At 65.3% G+C, this 16,366-nt stretch carries 16 protein-coding genes; 7 read left to right on the top strand and 9 right to left on the bottom strand.

Features of this window, described 5'->3' with window-relative positions:
• Positions 1–107: 107 nt before the first annotated feature.
• Both B4394_RS02905 and B4394_RS02900 read left to right on the top strand, forming a co-directional pair.
• Complete coding sequence (locus B4394_RS02905; protein ID WP_078310052.1) at positions 108–680, top strand: cysteine dioxygenase; 573 nt, start codon at positions 108–110, stop codon at positions 678–680.
• Entirely contained in the window at positions 677–1,045 is a 369-nt protein-coding gene (locus B4394_RS02900; protein WP_078292932.1) for a rhodanese-like domain-containing protein, read from the top strand. Before B4394_RS02905 ends, B4394_RS02900 begins: the two co-directional genes overlap by 4 nt.
• Before the next feature lie 9 nt (positions 1,046–1,054).
• On the opposite strand, the gene B4394_RS02895 is transcribed toward B4394_RS02900, so the two are convergent.
• From B4394_RS02895 to B4394_RS02870, 6 genes are read right to left on the bottom strand one after another with little or no spacing between them, the layout of a single operon-like run.
• Positions 1,055–1,552: a MarR family winged helix-turn-helix transcriptional regulator gene (locus B4394_RS02895; RefSeq protein ID WP_078314087.1), complete on the bottom strand. Its 498-nt coding sequence runs from the start codon at positions 1,550–1,552 to the stop codon at positions 1,055–1,057.
• 14 nt (positions 1,553–1,566) lie between these two features.
• A complete protein-coding gene (locus B4394_RS02890) occupies positions 1,567–2,340 on the bottom strand; it encodes an enoyl-CoA hydratase (RefSeq protein ID WP_078314086.1) in 774 nt (257 codons plus the stop codon).
• Positions 2,337–3,218 carry a 3-hydroxyisobutyrate dehydrogenase gene (mmsB, locus tag B4394_RS02885; RefSeq protein WP_078310043.1) on the bottom strand — a complete coding sequence of 294 codons (882 nt, stop codon included), beginning with the start codon at positions 3,216–3,218 and terminating at the stop codon, positions 2,337–2,339. The genes B4394_RS02890 and mmsB overlap by 4 nt, the downstream gene beginning before the upstream one ends.
• Positions 3,215–4,246 (bottom strand): enoyl-CoA hydratase/isomerase family protein, encoded by a 1,032-nt coding sequence (locus tag B4394_RS02880; RefSeq protein ID WP_078310556.1) that lies wholly within the window; start codon positions 4,244–4,246, stop codon positions 3,215–3,217. Before B4394_RS02880 ends, mmsB begins: the two co-directional genes overlap by 4 nt.
• Positions 4,247–4,275: 29 nt before the next feature.
• Complete coding sequence (locus B4394_RS02875) at positions 4,276–5,424, bottom strand: isobutyryl-CoA dehydrogenase (RefSeq protein ID WP_078314085.1); 1,149 nt, start codon at positions 5,422–5,424, stop codon at positions 4,276–4,278.
• 11 nt (positions 5,425–5,435) lie between these two features.
• Entirely contained in the window at positions 5,436–6,953 is a 1,518-nt protein-coding gene (locus tag B4394_RS02870; RefSeq protein WP_078314084.1) for a CoA-acylating methylmalonate-semialdehyde dehydrogenase, read from the bottom strand.
• 314 nt (positions 6,954–7,267) lie between these two features.
• Between B4394_RS02870 and B4394_RS02865 the strand changes: the two genes are divergently transcribed.
• Positions 7,268–8,113, top strand: coding sequence for a Bax inhibitor-1/YccA family protein (locus B4394_RS02865; protein WP_078310034.1), 846 nt, complete (start codon positions 7,268–7,270; stop codon positions 8,111–8,113).
• A gap of 47 nt (positions 8,114–8,160) precedes the next feature.
• Here B4394_RS02865 and purT read toward each other — a convergent pair whose 3' ends face one another.
• The 3 genes from purT to B4394_RS02850 all read right to left on the bottom strand — a co-directional run bounded on the left by purT (position 8,161) and on the right by B4394_RS02850 (position 11,729).
• The gene (purT, locus tag B4394_RS02860; RefSeq protein WP_078314083.1) at positions 8,161–9,360 is read right to left on the bottom strand and encodes a formate-dependent phosphoribosylglycinamide formyltransferase; all 1,200 of its coding nucleotides are present in this window, start codon (positions 9,358–9,360) and stop codon (positions 8,161–8,163) included.
• 94 nt (positions 9,361–9,454) lie between these two features.
• Positions 9,455–10,672, bottom strand: a complete 1,218-nt coding sequence (locus B4394_RS02855) for an acetyl-CoA C-acetyltransferase (RefSeq protein ID WP_078310025.1) — start codon at positions 10,670–10,672, stop codon at positions 9,455–9,457.
• A 49-nt stretch (positions 10,673–10,721) separates the two neighbouring features.
• On the bottom strand, positions 10,722–11,729 hold the full coding sequence (locus B4394_RS02850) for an SGNH/GDSL hydrolase family protein (RefSeq protein WP_078310020.1): 1,008 nt from the start codon (positions 11,727–11,729) through the stop codon (positions 10,722–10,724).
• Positions 11,730–11,918: 189 nt separating this feature from the next.
• Here B4394_RS02850 and B4394_RS02845 point away from each other — a divergent pair, with 189 nt between their 5' ends.
• The 4 genes from B4394_RS02845 (at position 11,919) to B4394_RS02830 (ending at position 16,365) form a co-directional block, all read left to right on the top strand.
• Entirely contained in the window at positions 11,919–12,995 is a 1,077-nt protein-coding gene (locus B4394_RS02845) for an alpha/beta hydrolase (protein WP_078314082.1), read from the top strand.
• A gap of 57 nt (positions 12,996–13,052) precedes the next feature.
• Positions 13,053–14,450 (top strand): cystathionine beta-synthase, encoded by a 1,398-nt coding sequence (locus B4394_RS02840; protein ID WP_078310013.1) that lies wholly within the window; start codon positions 13,053–13,055, stop codon positions 14,448–14,450.
• 106 nt (positions 14,451–14,556) lie between these two features.
• A complete protein-coding gene (locus tag B4394_RS02835; protein ID WP_078310010.1) occupies positions 14,557–15,129 on the top strand; it encodes an RDD family protein in 573 nt (190 codons plus the stop codon).
• 63 nt (positions 15,130–15,192) lie between these two features.
• A complete protein-coding gene (locus B4394_RS02830) occupies positions 15,193–16,365 on the top strand; it encodes a cystathionine gamma-synthase (protein WP_078310007.1) in 1,173 nt (390 codons plus the stop codon).
• Position 16,366: the final 1 nt, after the last annotated feature.

The following is a 16,366-nucleotide window of genomic DNA, read 5'->3' as shown; positions in this document are numbered from 1 at the left end:
CTGGAAAACGCCGGTACCATTTCAGCTGTGATGGGACACAGGGGTTTTCAGGGGTGGTGTTGCGGCTAGCCGCCACCATCCCTGCCCCTGCCATCGATTGAGCCTTCATGACCACTGCATCTGTCCTGGATCTGCGTCGCCCGTCCTCTGCCGGATCCTCACCCACCCGACTGCGACTGCCGGATCTGCTCCGCATCACCGATGAGGGTGCCGACGACGCCCTGCACGGCCGCTTCGACCATCTGCTGCCCGCGGGCGGGCTTCCTGCCGACGAGCGCTGGGCCACCCGCATTCATGCCGACGACGAGCTCGATGTCTGGCTGATCAGCTGGGTGCCCGATAAGTCCACCGAATTGCATGACCACTGCGGGTCGCTCGGCGCGCTGACTGTGCTCAGCGGTTCGCTGCACGAATATCGCTGGGACGGAAGTCAACTGGTGCGCCGTCGGCTCGACGCGGGGGATCAGGCCGGATTCCCGCTGGGCTGGGTGCACGACGTCATGCGGGCACCCTTGAGATCCATCGAAGCGCCGGTTCCTGCCGAGATCGGACCCACACTGAGTGTGCACGCGTACTCGCCGCCGCTGACCGCGATGTCGTACTACGAAGTGACCCAGGCCAAGACGCTGCGACGGAGCCGCACCATCCTCACCGATGAGCCCGAAGGGCCGGCGGCATGACGATCCATGATCTGCTGGCGACGGCGCGCGGCCGCCTGCGCCGTCTGCCCGCCGACGAGGTGCCGACCGCGCTGGGCCGCGGCGCATTCCTTGTCGACATTCGCCCCGCCGCGCAGCGTGCCGAGGAGGGCGAAGTGGTCAATGCCCTCGTCATTGAGCGCAATGTTCTGGAGTGGCGCCTGGACCCGGAAAGTGACGCCCGGATCCCGGAGGCGGGCAATCACGACGTGGAATGGGTCATCCTGTGCCAGGAGGGCTATACGTCCAGCCTGGCTGCCGCCTCTCTGCAGGAGATCGGCCTCTACCGCGCCACCGACGTCATCGGCGGATACAAGGCTCTCAAGGACAACGGCATCCTGATCTAGCCCGGATGCTTATCCGAAGTCACCGGCGTCGCGCCGCAGGTGCGTCAGCACCGACACCAGCGTGCGGGTACGCGCGGGCGAGAGCCCGATCTGTGCGAACACTTTCGCGTTCAGGTCGGCGGTCGCCACCGAACCGAGATCGCGTCCGGCGCGGGTGATCTCCACCAGCGTGCCGCGACCGTCGGCGGGGTTGGGAACCCGGCGCACCAGTCCCGCCTCCTCCAGGCGGTCCACCGTGTTGGTCACGGATGTGGGGTGAACCTGAAGGCGCGCACTGGCTTTGGCCATGGGCATGGAGCCGGCCCGGCTGAACGACAGCAGCATCAACAGCTCGTACCGTGAGAAGGTCAGTCCGTGTGGGCGCAGCACATCTTCGACGCGCGCCAGCATGATCTGGTGAGCCCGCATCACCGATGTGACGGCGGCCATCCCGTCGGCGACCTCACCCCAGCCGTTCTCAACCCAATGGCGATGGGCATCGTCGACGGGATCGAACGGCAGGGTCATGATCCGACGAGTCTCTACCGGTGAATGAAGTTGGCAGGACGCTTTTCGACGAATGCGGCCATACCCTCTGACTGGTCAGCGGTTCCGAACGCCGAGTGGAAGATCCTGCGCTCGAACAACAATCCTTCGGTCAGGCTGGACTCGAAGGCCCGGTTGACGGCTTCTTTGGCCATCATGGAGGCCGAGAGTGACATCTCCGAGATGGCCTTGGCGACGGCCTTGGCCTCGTCGAGCAGGCTTTCGGTGGGGACCACACGCGACACCAGACCGCTGCGCTCGGCCTCGGCGGCATCCATGTTGCGCCCGGTGAGAATCATGTCCATGGCCTTCGCCTTGCCGATGGCGCGAGTGAGCCGCTGCGATCCACCCATGCCGGGCAGCACGCCCAGCTTGATCTCGGGCTGGCCGAACTTGGCGTTTTCGGCGGCGATGATCAGGTCGCACATCATGGCCAGCTCACATCCGCCGCCCAGGGCGTACCCGCTCACGGCCGCGATGGTCGGGGTGCGTACGGCGCCCAACTTGCCCCAGGCGGCGAAGAAGTCGGAGCCGAACATGTCACTGAACGACTGGTCGGCCATTTCCTTGATATCCGCGCCCGCCGCGAATGCCTTCTCGCTACCGGTGATGATGATCGCTCCGATGCCGTGGTCGGCGTCGAATTCTGCTGCGGCGGTGGTGACCTCGTTCATCACCTGCGAGTTCAGCGCGTTGAGCGCCTTGGGCCGGTTCAGGGTGATGACGGCGACCCGATCGATCTGCTCGGTGAGGATGGTTTCGAAAGTCATGACACTCCTTGAATTCGCGTGAAGATCGCCGAGAAGTCTAGGGCCGAGCCGCCCGAGGTATTGAAGTCGTCGTAGATGTGGGCTGCGGCGAGGCCGAGCTGCGCGTCAACTCCGTTGGTGCGTACCGCGTTGGCAGCCAGTCCCAAGTCCTTGGCCATCAGGGCGACCGCGAAGCCGGGCGTGTAGTCGCGATTGGCGGGGCTGGTGGGCACCGGACCGGGCACGGGACAGTTCGACGTGAGCGCCCAACACTGGCCCGAGGCGTTGGCGGCGACATCGAAAAGAGCCTGATGGGTCAGGCCGAGCTTTTCGCCGAGCACGAACGCCTCACTGATCGCGATCATCGATACGCCGAGGATCATGTTGTTGCAGATCTTCGCGGCCTGACCCACGCCGGGGCCGCCGCAGTGCACGACGCGCTTGCCCATCACTGCCAGAATCGGTTCGGCGTCGGCGAATACGGCGTCATCGGCGCCCACCATGAACGTCAGGGTCGCTGCGGTGGCGCCGGGCACTCCGCCGGACACCGGAGCGTCTGCGAAGCGATGTCCCGCGGTGGTCGCCGCCTCATGTGCGGTGCGGGCATCGGCCACGTCGACGGTGGAGGAGTCGATGAACAGCGTGCCCGGACGTGCCGCGGGAAGCAGATCCTGGTACGCCGAGAGCACGTGCTCGCCCTTGGGCAGCATGGTGATCACCACATCGGCCGTCGCGGCGGCCACCGCGCCCGACTCCGCCAGCGGCACCCCTGCCTCGGTGGCGGCGGCGCGTGCCTGCTCGGACAGGTCGAAGGCGGCCACGGTGTGCCCGGCCTTCGTGAGATTGACCGCCATCGGTAACCCCATGTGGCCCAGGCCGATAAAGGCAACATTGGTCATGACCACTCCAAATCATCGCTGACTGGCTGGAAGAAGGCCTCAACATCGGCCTCGGTGACCGCGGCGAGTGTCTTCGGGTCCCACTGTGGGTTGCGATCCTTGTCGACCAGCTGCGCCCTGATGCCCTCGACCAGATCGTGGGAACTCACCGATTGGCTGGACACCCGATACTCCTGGGTGAGAACTGCTTCCAGCGAGGGCAATTCGCGGGCCCGTCGCACCGCGGCGAGTGTCACCGACAATGCGATGGGGGAGCGGGTCAGGATCTGATCGGCAGCCGCGCGGGCTCGCTCGTCGCCGTGCGATTGCAGCGCAGCCACGATATCGGAGACGGTTTCCCCGGCGTAGCACTCGTCGATCCAGCTGCGTTGGGCCACGAGGTCACTCGAAGGAGCTATGGCGCCGTGCACCGCGAGCGCGGTGGCCAGGTCGCTGTCGATGATGGCCTTGGTGAACTTTTCCAGCCGGTCATGGGGCACGTAGTGGTCGGCGAAGCCCAACGCGATGGCGTCGGCGCCGGAGAACGGGGCGCCGGTGAGTCCGGCGTGCAGTCCAAGCTGACCCGGGGCGCGGGAGAGCAGATAGGTTCCGCCCACATCCGGGATGAATCCGATCCCCACCTCGGGCATGCCGACCTTGGAGGTGTCCGTGACGATGCGGGTGTTGGCATGCCCGGCCACTCCCACGCCACCACCCATCACGATGCCATCCATCAGCGCCACATACGGTTTCGAGAACCTGCCGACCTGGGCATTGAGTTGGTATTCCTCGCGGAAGAACCGGCGGGCAACCACACCGTCGATCTTGGCGCTGTCGTGGATCTCTACCACGTCGCCACCCGCGCACAGGCCGCGTTCCCCGGCGCCGGAGAGCACCACCGCACGCACCGCGTCATCGGCCTCCCACTCGGACAGGGCCGCCGACATCGCGGTGATCATGTCGTTGGTCAGCGAGTTGATGGCCTTGGGGCGGTTGAGCGTCAGCAGGCCGACACCCTTTTCGACCCGCGTCTGGATCTGATCCGTCACCGGTGCTTGATGGTCTTCACCCAAGAGGCTCATCCGGCGAGCCCCTCTGTCATGAGCTTGCGGGACACAATGACTCGCATGATCTCGTTGGTTCCTTCCAGAATCTGGTGCACCCGTAGGTCACGCACGATCTTCTCGATACCGTATTCGGCCAGGTAGCCATAGCCGCCGTGGAGCTGCAACGCCTCGTTGGCCACCGTGAAACCTACGTCAGTGGCAATGCGTTTGGCCATGGCGCACAGCTCGGCCGCGCGTGGATCGCCCTCATGTACCGCCGAGGCCGCACGCCAGACCATGGTGCGGGCCGCCTCCAGCTCGGTGGCCATATCCGCGAGCCTGAACTGCAGCGCCTGGAACTTGATCAGCTCGTCGCCGAATGCCTTACGCGTGCGCAGGTACTCGATGGTCCTTTCCAGTGCCGAGCGGGCACCACCGAGCGAGCAGGACGCGATGTTGAGCCGGCCGCCGTTGAGGCCGCGCATCGCGATGGTGAATCCGATGCCTTCCTCGCCGATACGGTTGCCCACCGGAACCCGGACATCGTCGAAGACAACCTGTGCGGTGGGCTGAGCATGCCAACCCATCTTGCGTTCCGGGGGCCCGAAGGACAGTCCCGGCGTGTCCTTGGGCACCACGATGGTGGAGATGCCCCGTGGGCCGGGGCCCCCGGTGCGCGCCATCACCACGTAGAGGTCCGCGGCCCCGGCGCCCGAGATGAACTGCTTGACGCCGTTGAGCACATACTCGTCCCCCTGGCGAACCGCGCTGGTTCGCAAGGCCGATGCGTCACTTCCGCATTCGGGCTCGGTCAGGCAGTACGCCCCAAGCGTCTCCATGGTGCACATCGAGGGCAGCCACCGTTGCCGCTGCTCCTCGTCGCCGAATTCGTCGATCATCCAGGCGGCCATGTTGTGGATGGAGATGAACGCCGAGACGGCGGAGCATCCGGTGGCCATCGCCTCGAAGATCAACGAGGCATCCAGACGAGTGAGACCGGAGCCGCCGACATCGGGATCGATGTAGATGCCGCCCATGCCCAATGCCGCGGCCTTGGGAAACACCTCGACCGGGAAGTACTTGTCGCGGTCCCATTCCAGGGCGTGGGGCGCGATGTGGATATCGGCGAATTCCCGCGCCGTATTCCAGATTTCACGCTGCTCGTCGGTGAGATTGAACATGGATAGCCCACTCAGTCCATGGTCGGAATCACGAAGGAGGCGCCTTCTTTGGTGCCCGAAGGCCAACGCTGGGTCACCGTCTTGGTCTTGGTGTAGAACCGGATCGAGTCGGGCCCGTGCTGGTTGAGGTCGCCGAATCCGGATCGCTTCCAGCCGCCAAACGTGTGGTACGCCACCGGAACTGGAATCGGCACGTTTACTCCGACCATTCCGGTGTTGACCTTGGCGCAGAAGTCGCGCGCGGTGTCGCCGTCGCGGGTGAAGATCGCGACACCGTTGCCGAACTCGTGCTCCGAGGGCAGCCGCACTGCCTCGTCGTAATCCTTGGCACGCACCACCGACACCACCGGACCAAAGATCTCTTCCTTGTAGATGCGCATATCCGGCGTCACGTGGTCGAAAAGTGATGCACCGATGAAGAACCCATCCTCGTGGCCGTCGACCGTGAGGTCGCGGCCATCCAGAACCAGCTGCGCACCTTCCGCGATGCCGATGTCGATGTAGTCGCGCACCCGCTTGAGCGCGTCCGCGCCCACTAGCGGGCCGAAGTCCACACCATCGTCCAGCGACGGTCCGACCACCAGCTCGCGGGCGCGCTTGGTGAGGCCGTCCACGAGCCGTTCGGCGGTGGATTCACCGACCGGCACCGCGACCGAGATGGCCATACAGCGCTCGCCGGCCGAGCCGTAACCCGCTCCGATCAGCGCATCAATGGCCTGGTCGATGTCGGCGTCCGGCATGATGATCATGTGGTTCTTGGCGCCGCCAAAGCACTGAGCCCGTTTGCCATTGGCAGTCGCGGTCTCGTAGATGTACTGCGCGATCGGGGTGGATCCGACGAATCCGACCGCGGCGATGCGCGGATCGTGCAACAGCGCGTCCACGGCAGTCTTGTCACCGTTGACGACGTTGAAGACGCCGGGTGGCAGGCCTGCTTCGAGGAACAGCTCGGCAAGGCGTAGCGGCACCGAGGGGTCACGCTCGGAGGGCTTGAGCACGAAGGCATTTCCACACGCCAGTGCCGGGCCGGCCTTCCAGAGCGGAATCATGGCGGGGAAGTTGAACGGGGTGATGCCCGCGACCACGCCGAGGGGCTGGCGGATGGAGTACACGTCGATGCCCGTGCCCGCTCCGCTGGTGTACTCGCCCTTGATGAGGTGGGGGATGCCGGTGGCGAATTCGCACACCTCAAGCCCGCGTTCGATATCGCCCTTGGCGTCGGCGTGGGTCTTGCCGTGTTCCTGGGACAGCATCGTGGCCAGCTCGTCGATCTCCGCGCGGACCAGGTCGACAAACTTGGCGAGCACGCGTGCGCGTTGCTGGGGGTTGCGGGCGGCCCAGCCGGGCTGAGCTTCCGCGGCGTTCGCGATGACCGCCTCGACTTCGGAAACGTCCGCCAGCGGCACCTGTCGTACCGGCTTGCCCAGTGTGGGGTCGTAGACGTCGGCGAAGCGGCCGGAAGTGCCGGGAACGCGCTTACCGGTGACGAAATGCGTCAATGTGGGCAGGGAATCAGGTAACGAACTCATGGTGTAGCCCCTTGGGAAGCGGTAGGAAATCCGGGAGGTCGGCACCTCTGAATCTAGTTGGACATCCATGTAATGTCTAGTAGGACTTCCAGCTAAAAACCCCACTGTTCACAGGGATCTCACAGGGATTTGCCACAACTGTGGAGTCGGGGCGGTAGTCTGAGCTCAGACGTGGCCGGACAGTCTCGCGGACCAGTGGCGTAAGCGCGGAACTCTTGCACTTTCCTGCTCGTTGAATCACCAGTTGACTCGTTAGACGTCATCTGCGGAGGCCGCACCTCGCGGTACCGCACTTCCAGGAGAGGATCACGACGGTGCGAACCACCAGCAATCCCATTCTTCGGACGCTGCCCGGAAAAGAGGGTGGCGGCTATGCGCAGTTCGGGGCGGGCGCGGCAGGTGCCGGTGCCATGGCGGCCCAGCAGATGCGGCAGGACCCGTACACCGCTTACCCGGAGGCTCAGGCCGGCGTATCCCGCCCGCTGACGATCGACGACGTGGTCACCAAGACCGGCATCACCCTCGGTGTCATCGTCGCCGTCGCTATCGCCTCCTTCTTCCTGGTCAGCGCCAACACCGCGCTGGCGCTGCCGTTCCTGCTCGTAGGTGGGCTCGGCGGCCTGGTGATGGTGATGATCGCGAGCTTCGGGCGTAAGCAGGACAACCCGGCGATCGTGCTGAGCTATGCGGCGTTCGAGGGCCTGTTCGTCGGCGCCATCTCATTCGCCATCGCGGTCCCGGTTGCTGGGGCCAACGCCGGAGCGCTGATCGGTCAGGCGGTGCTCGGCACCGTCGGTGTGTTCATCGGCATGCTGTTCGTGTACCGCTCGGGTGCCATCCGCGTCACGCCCAAGTTCCAGCGGATGCTGCTGGCCGGTCTGGTCGGCGTGCTGGTACTGGCGCTCGGCAACATCGTGCTCGGATTCTTCGGCATCGACATGGGCCTGCGCAGCGGTGGACCGATCGCGATCATCTTCTCGCTCGTCTGCATCGGTCTGGCTGCGTTCAGCTTCCTGATCGACTTCGACGCCGCCGACCAGATGGTCCGTGCCGGTGCACCGGAGAAGGCCGCCTGGGGCATCGCCCTCGGCCTGGCTGTCACCCTGGTCTGGCTGTACGTCGAGATCCTGCGACTGCTGAGCTACTTCCAGAACGACTAGTACTCAACAAAAAGGGGCGTCCCGCCAGGGGCGCCCCTTTTTTCGTGTCAGTGAGAGACGCGGACCCGCTGTGCGGCCTCGGTGGCATTGCGCCGCGCTGTCTGCACGTCCTCGTCGTATGCCAGCGCCACGCCCATGCGGCGTGTGACGAAGCTTTCCGGCTTGCCGAACAAGCGCAGATCGGTACGCGGCACCCGCAGAGCGGTCTCGACACCGTTGAATACGACGCCTTCCGCGTCGACCCCGCCGTAGATGACCGCGCTGGCGCCCGGTGTCTTCAACGTGGTGTCGACGGGAAGCCCGAGGATGGCGCGGGCGTGCAGTTCGAACTCGTTTTGCCACTGCGTGATCATGGTGACCATGCCGGTGTCGTGTGGGCGCGGGCTCACCTCGCTGAAATACACCTGGTCGCCCTTGACGAAGAGCTCGACGCCGAAAATGCCCTGCCCGCCCAAGTTTTCGGTAACGGCGAGGGCTATTCGCTGTGCACTGTCCAAGGCGGCATCCGACATGGGGTGCGGCTGCCAGCTCTCGACGTAGTCGCCGTTGGCCTGTCGATGCCCGATCGGCGCACAAAAGCTCGTCTCGATGCCCCCGCTGTCGCCCAGCGCCCGGACCGTCAACAACGTGATTTCATAGTCGAAGTCGACAAATCCCTCGACGATCACACGGCTATTGCTTACCCGGCTGCCTGCCATGGCGTACTCCCAGGCGGCGCTCACATCGGAGGGTTCGTCCAGCTTGCTCTGCCCCTTGCCGGAGCTGCTCATGAGTGGCTTGACGACGCATGGGTAACCGATGCCGCCGTCGATGGCGGCCTGCAGTTCGGCGAGTGAGTCGCAGAATTGGTAAGGGCTGGTGGGCAATCCGAGTGTCTCCGCCGCCAGGCGGCGGATGCCTTCGCGATCCATGGTGAGCCGTGCGGCACGTGCGGTGGGGATCACCCGTACGGAGCCCTCGGCCTCGAGTGCTTCCAGCGTGGGGGTGGCGATCGCCTCGATCTCCGGTACGACCAGATCGGGCTTCTCCGCTTCGATCAATGCCCGCAGCTGCTCCGGATCGGACATCGAGATGACGCGCGCATGATGGGCGACCTGGTGGCCAGGGGCGTTCTGATAGCGGTCGACGGCGATGGTCTCGACGCCCAGACGTTGTAGGGCGATCAGCACCTCGCGGCCGAGCTCGCCGGAGCCGAGCAGCATGACCCGCGTCGCGCGCGGTGACAGGGGAGTTCCGATAGTGGTCATCGCGACTGAATCTTAGTGTCGCCGAGACCGAGGTTATGGCGGGAACGTGCGAGACGAACTCGCCACAACCTCGGTTTCGGCGCTGACGGGCTTGTTAGGCGAGCCGCTCGATGACCATCGCCATGCCCTGGCCGCCGCCGACGCACATGGTCTCGACGCCGAAGGTCTTGTCGTAGGTGGTCAGGTTATTGAGCAGCGTGGCGGTGATGCGCGCACCGGTCATACCGAAGGGGTGACCCAGGGCGATCGCACCGCCGGACACGTTGAGCTTGTCCTCCTCGATGCCGAGCTCGCGAGCCGAACCCAGCACCTGCACCGCGAACGCCTCGTTGATCTCGAACAGGTCGATATCGCCAATTGACTTGCCGGCGTTCGCCAGTGCGCGCTTGACGGCCTCGATCGGTCCCAGACCCATGATCTCCGGGGACAGACCGGACACACCGGTGGACACGACGCGCGCCAGCGGGGTCAGGCCCAGCTCCTTGGCGCGGGTGTCGCTCAGGATGACCAGTGCGGCCGCACCGTCGTTGAGCGGGCAGGCGTTACCGGCGGTGATGGTGCCGTTGGGGCGGAACACCGGCTTCAGCTGGCTGATCGCCTCGTAGGTGGTGCCGGCGCGCGGGCCGTCGTCCTTGGATACGACGGTGCCGTCGGCCAGAGTCACCGGGGTGATCTCACGCTCGAAAAAGCCGTCGGCGATGGCCTTTTCGGCCCGGTTCTGGCTGCGCACGCCCCAGTGGTCCTGGTCCTCGCGGCTGATGCCGGTGTGCAGTGCCACGTTCTCGGCGGTCTGGCCCATCGCGATGTAGACATCGGGGGTCAGATCGTCGTTACGCGGATCATGCCATTCGGTGGCGCCCTGCGCGGCAGTGACGGTGCGGGCCTCGGCATCGGCGTACAGCGGGTTGTGGCTGTCCGGCCAGCCATCGGAGGTGCCCTTCGGGAAACGCGAAACTGTCTCCACGCCAGCGGAAATGAAGGCATGGCCCTCGCCGGCCTTGATGGCGTGGAAGGCCATCCGGGTGGTCTGCAGCGAGGACGAGCAGTAGCGGTTGACGGTGGTGCCGGGCAGGAAGTCATATCCCAACTGCACGGCCACGGCGCGACCGATGTTGAAACCGGCCTCACCGCCGGGCTGACCGCAGCCCAGCATCAAGTCGTCGATGTCCTTGGGGTCCAGTGCGGGCACCTTGTCGAGGGCGGCGCGCACCATCTGGGCGGCCAGGTCATCCGGCCGCATGCTCACCAGCGAGCCCTTGCCGGCGCGCCCGATGGGGGAGCGGGCGAGGGAAACGATCACGGCTTCGGGCATGAAAACTCCTGATATAGGGGAATTAGTACGGGTTCTACTCCCCTGGAATCTAATGCAGCGACGCGACGGGCAGATTGTCGGGCTGCGCAGCGGGCTGGCCGACCACCACCCCGATCTCGGTAGCGGCGCGCCGCCAGATCCTTCCCATCACGCGCATTCGGGCGCCCATGGTCTGGGACTCCGCGGCGGCGGACACCCATGGCAAATCTGGAATCGGCCCACCCGTCCATTCGCCGAGAGCATGTGCGACGGCCGGTAGCAACAGCCGCGCTGCCAGCGCATATCCCGCGGCCGACGGGTGGTAGTGGTCGTCGGCGAACATCTCCTCGGGAGCCTGCAGAAACTCCGGCGAGAGCAGATCAGCAAGCGGGACGGGTACGCCACCGGCGGCCCGCACCGCCGCCGCCTGGAAATGGGCCAGGCGCAGCCCACGGGAGCGCACCACGGCCCGCAGTGGCTGCGGTATGGCGGTGATCACCCCGAAATCGGGGCAGGTGCCCACCACTACTGCCGACCCGGCCGCGCGCAGACGCCGCACGGCCAGACCCAGGCGCTGTGCGGAGGCACGCACCGCGTTGAGCGAGGTCACGTCGTTGGCGCCGATCATGATCACGGCGAGGTCCGGCGGCGGGCCGATGATCGACATGGCGTCGATCTGCGCCGCCAGCCCCTTGGATGTCGCGCCCGATATCGCCTTGGTGGACAACCGGATTCGTTTCCCGGATTCTTCGGCCAAACCGCGCGCCAGCAGCACCCCGGGCACCTCGTCGGGTAGGTGGCAGCCGTAGCCGGTGGCTGTGGAGTCTCCGAAGATCGCCAGGTGCAGGTCGTATTGCACGCCGCGGCTATATCTGGTGACCGGACCGCCACCGGGTTCGTACACGCCATCGGCAACCGGGGGAGCATCGTGAGTCTTCGGAATCACCAGGCGTACCTGTCTGGCCTGCGCATTCAGGAAGCTGTACGCCCCCCAGAGCCCCGTACCCATCGCCGCGCCCGCGGCCCCGGTGCTCAGGGCCGCCCAGATCGTCCGTCTGCGTGTGGCGAGGATGCTCACGGTGGCTATTTTCACGGAAGGCGACACACCGCGCCAGTCCTCTGACCAGCATCACGCGAAATGAGGCGTGGACGATGCGGTATCGAAAGCGGTTTGTTGCCTGTTGATAGGTATAGTCCATCGGGCGCTAGCTCCCAGCTAGCAGCCTGAGTAACGCAGGACACTGGCTAGGCAAAGGAGCCTGAACAGATGACCGCACCGAAGCGCACCCCCGATTACGGGCATGCGGGATCCGTGGGATCTTCGCTGAACACGCTGGTACGCGCCCTTCCGATGAGTGATGGCGCCGCTGTCGAAGTGATTGAGGACGCGGCGAGTATGGCCGCGCGGCTGCTGGGATTCGGTGTCCGGATGACGGTGCGCACGGTGCTGCAGATTGGCAGCCACGCCCCCACACTTCCTTATCCGTTTGGGCTGATCGAAGAACTCGGCCGGGTGCTGGTTCCCGCGCGCGGCACGGTCAAGGCGACCGTCACGCTGCCCAACACCAACGCGCGCCTGGTTCGCGCCAAAGGTGTCGGACCGGTGGACGGTACGGGCCGGGTGGTGCTGTATCTGCACGGCGGCGCGTTCATCGTGGGCGGCCCAAACACTCACAGCGCCATGGTTTCCACGATCTCCCAGCACGCCGACGCGCCGTGTCTGGTGGTCGACTACCGCATGCCGCCCAAGGCCTCACTGGATCAGGCTGTCGACGACTGCCTTGACGGGTACCGCTGGCTGCGCGCGCAGGGATATGCGGCGGATCAGATTGTGCTGGCGGGCGATTCGGCCGGCGGATTTCTCTCGGTGGCAGTGACCGAACGCTTACTGGCCGAGGACGGCGAAGCTCCGGCCGCGCTGGCACTCATCTCGCCGCTCATCGAGCTGGATCCCGCGCCCAAGGTCGCGCATGAGAACGCCAAGGCCGACGTGATGTTGCCGCCCAACTGCTTTGAGGCACTGGAGAAGATTCTCACCAAGGCCGGTGGCGGTGTGCCACCACGGGAGATCATCGACAAGGTCGACGGCCGGATGCCGCAGACGCTGGTGCATTGCTCCGGATCGGAGATGCTGCTGTACGACGCGCGCCTGCTGGGACAGCGCCTCGCCGAGCAGGGTGTGCCGGTGGAGATCAAGATCTGGCCCGGTCAGATGCACGTCTTCCAGGTGGCCACCAAGATCGTGCCCGAGGCCAAGAGATCGCTGGCGCAGATCGGCCAGTACATCCGCGACGCGGTGCCCGAAACTTCCTCGGCGGAGTTCGTCGCACCTGCGGCGGTTTGATCCCTCCGTTAGCTCCCCTGTTCGCGGACCGGTCGCCGGTCTAATAGCGTTACCGGTATGCGCATCGCCCAGCATGTCTCCGATCTGATCGGTAACACCCCTCTCGTCCAGCTCAACTCCGTGGTGGCCGAGGGCAGCGGGGTGGTGGCCGCGAAGATCGAGTACCTCAATCCCGGCGGTAGCTCCAAGGACCGCATCGCCGTCAAGATGATCGAGGCCGCCGAGGAAGCGGGCCTGCTCAAGCCCGGTGGCACCATCGTCGAACCCACCTCGGGTAACACCGGCGTCGGATTGGCGCTGGTGGCCCAGCGCAAGGGTTACCACTGCGTCTTCGTGTGCCCGGACAAGGTCAGCGAGGACAAGCGGAATGTGTTGCGGGCCTACGGGGCCGAGGTCGTCGTGTGCCCCACGGCCGTGCCACCGGAGCACCCGGACAGCTACTACAACGTCTCGGACCGTCTGGTGCGCGAGATCGACGGCGCCTGGAAGCCCGATCAGTACTCCAATCCGAACGGACCTGCCAGCCACTACGAGACCACCGGCCCGGAGATCTGGGCCGACACCGACGGCAAGATCACCCATTTCGTCGCCGGCGTGGGAACCGGCGGGACGATCACCGGTGCGGGCCGGTACCTCAAAGAGGTTTCGGGGGGCGCCGTGAAGGTCGTCGGCGCGGATCCGGAGGGGTCCGTCTACTCCGGCGGTACGGGGCGCCCGTACCTCGTCGAGGGTGTGGGAGAGGACTTCTGGCCGACCGCCTACGACCCCAGTGTTGTCGACGAGGTCATCGCGGTATCTGATGCCGACTCGTTCGAGATGACACGCAGGCTGGCGCGCGAAGAGGGATTGCTGGTCGGTGGATCCTGCGGGATGGCAGTAGTGGCGGCAATTCGATTGGCTGAGAAGGCCGGACCCGATGCCGTGATCGTGGTGCTGCTGCCCGACGGGGGCCGTGGATACCTGTCCAAGGTGTTCAACGACTCGTGGATGTCCTCCTACGGGTTCCTGCGTAGCCGCCTCGATGGCAGCAAGTCCGAGCCCACCGTCGGCGATGTTCTGCGCGGAAAGTCTGGTGCGCTACCGGATTTGGTGCATACGCACCCATCCGAGACGGTGCGCGACGCCATCGAGATCCTGCGCGAGTACGGGGTGTCGCAGATGCCGGTCGTCGGCGCCGAACCGCCGGTCATGGCCGGTGAGGTCGCCGGGTCGGTGTCCGAAAGGGAGCTGCTGTCAGCGGTATTCGAGGGCCGGGCACAACTGGCCGACGCCGTGTCCCAGCACATGAGTCCGCCGTTGCCACTGGTCGGTGCCGGCGAGCCGCTCAGTACCGCGGGGTCCATGTTGCGCGACACCGATGCGGTGATGGTTATCGACGAGGGTAAGCCTGTCGGTGTCATTACCCGCCATGACCTGCTCGGATTCGTCTCCTCGGGTAGAGGCGTGCGGCACTGAATTTGGTCCCAAATCGTTTCACGGAAGCCAACCTGTGGAAACGCTGAAAGCGTAATGTGCTCTGTTGCTCGCCGCTGATGCGTGCCATACGAATTGGAGGACAACCGTGACTGAAGTTCCACCACCCTCGCCGCAGGATCCGGGCGGTTACCCGCCGCCTCCGCCGGCGGCCGGTGCACCAGCTCTACCGGGCGGCAATTTCGAAGTCTGGATCCGGCGCGTCGGTGCCTACATCATCGACGTCATCCCGGTGGCGCTGCTGAGCGGTATCGGCGGCGGAATCGCGGGTGGAACCGCTACGACCGCTGATTGTGTCGGCGAGTCCTACGGCGATCCCATGACCGGCGGAATGAGCTACATCAGCTGCCAGCCGGAGTACACCGGCGTGGGCTGGGCCGCCTACATTCTGTTCACCCTCGCGGCGATCGCGTTCGCGGTGTGGAACTGGGGCCTGAAGCAGGGCACCACCGGATCGAGCATCGGCAAGGGCTTGCTCGGTATCCGGGTCCTGGGTGAGGCCACCGGTCAGCCGATCGGATTCGGCATGTCCGTCGTCCGCCAGATCGCGCACTTCCTGGACGCGGTCATCTGTTACATCGGCTTCCTGCTGCCGCTGTTCACGGCCAAGCGGCAGACGATCGCCGACATGCTAGTGAAGACCGTCGTCGTTCCCAAGTAGAAGTAACCCGATTGGCGGCGCTGGGCTGTCTCACTTCCACGGGTCCGTATAGGCTCGGACCCGATGAGTGAGCAGCGCAGCGCCGCCGACGCGTCTCGGTGGCAAGGGTTTTCCACAAGAGCCATCCACGGTGGCTTCCATGCCGATCCGCAGACCGGTGCCGTCAACGTGCCGATCTACGCCAGTTCGACGTTCGCCCAGGACGGTGTCGGGCAGCTGCGCGGCGGTTTCGAGTACGCCCGCACCGGCAACCCCACCCGTGCGGTTCTCGAATCCTCACTGGCGGCATTGGAAGACGCCCACTTCGGTCGGGCGTTCAGCTCGGGGATGGCGGCCACCGACTGCGTCTTGCGCGCTCTATTGCGCCCGGGTGATCACCTGATCATCCCCAACGACGCTTACGGCGGTACCTTCCGGCTCATCGACAAGGTGTTCTCGCAGTGGGGAGTTACTCACACTCCGGTCCCGGTGGCCGATGTCGACGCCATTCGTGCGGCGATCACTCCCAGCACCAAGCTGATCTGGCTCGAGACACCCACCAACCCGCTGCTGAGCATCGCCGATATCGCGGCCGTCGCCCAGGTGGCAACTGAACATTCCGTGAAGCTTTTGGTGGACAACACCTTCGCGTCGCCGGCGCTGCAACAACCGCTGAATCTCGGTGCCGATATCGCGTTGCACTCCACCACCAAATACATTGGCGGGCACTCCGATGTGGTGGGCGGCGCGCTGCTCACCAATGACGAGGAGTTGGACACCGCATTCGCCTTCTTGCAGAACGGGGCGGGCGCCGTGCCGGGCCCGTTCGACGCCTATCTGACCTATCGGGGCATCAAGACATTGGCGCTGCGCATGCAGCGACACAGTGAGAACGCTCAAGCGGTGGCGGAGTTCCTGGCCGGTCATTCGGCGGTCGCGCACACTGTCTACCCGGGGCTGGACAGTCATCCCGGGCATGCGGTGGCCGCTAAGCAGATGCGTGGATTCGGCGGGATGGTCAGCGTGCGGTTGGCTGGAGGGCGTCAGGCCGCACTCGATTTGTGCTCGCGAACAGAGCTTTTCATTCTCGCTGAGTCCTTGGGAGGTGTGGAATCCCTCATCGAACATCCGGCTGCCATGACGCATGCGTCCACCGCTGGGTCACTGCTGGAAGTGCCCGAGGATCTGGTGCGGCTGTCGGTGGGTATCGAAGAGGTGGGCGACCTGATCGGCGATCTCGAACAAGCCTTGCGGTAAC

Origin of the sequence: Mycobacterium sp. D16Q16 (genome assembly GCF_002013745.1) — a bacterium.
Classification (GTDB): domain Bacteria; phylum Actinomycetota; class Actinomycetes; order Mycobacteriales; family Mycobacteriaceae; genus Mycobacterium.
Note: the sequence above shows the minus strand (reverse complement) of the source record. Positions and strands in the feature narration are given on the sequence as shown.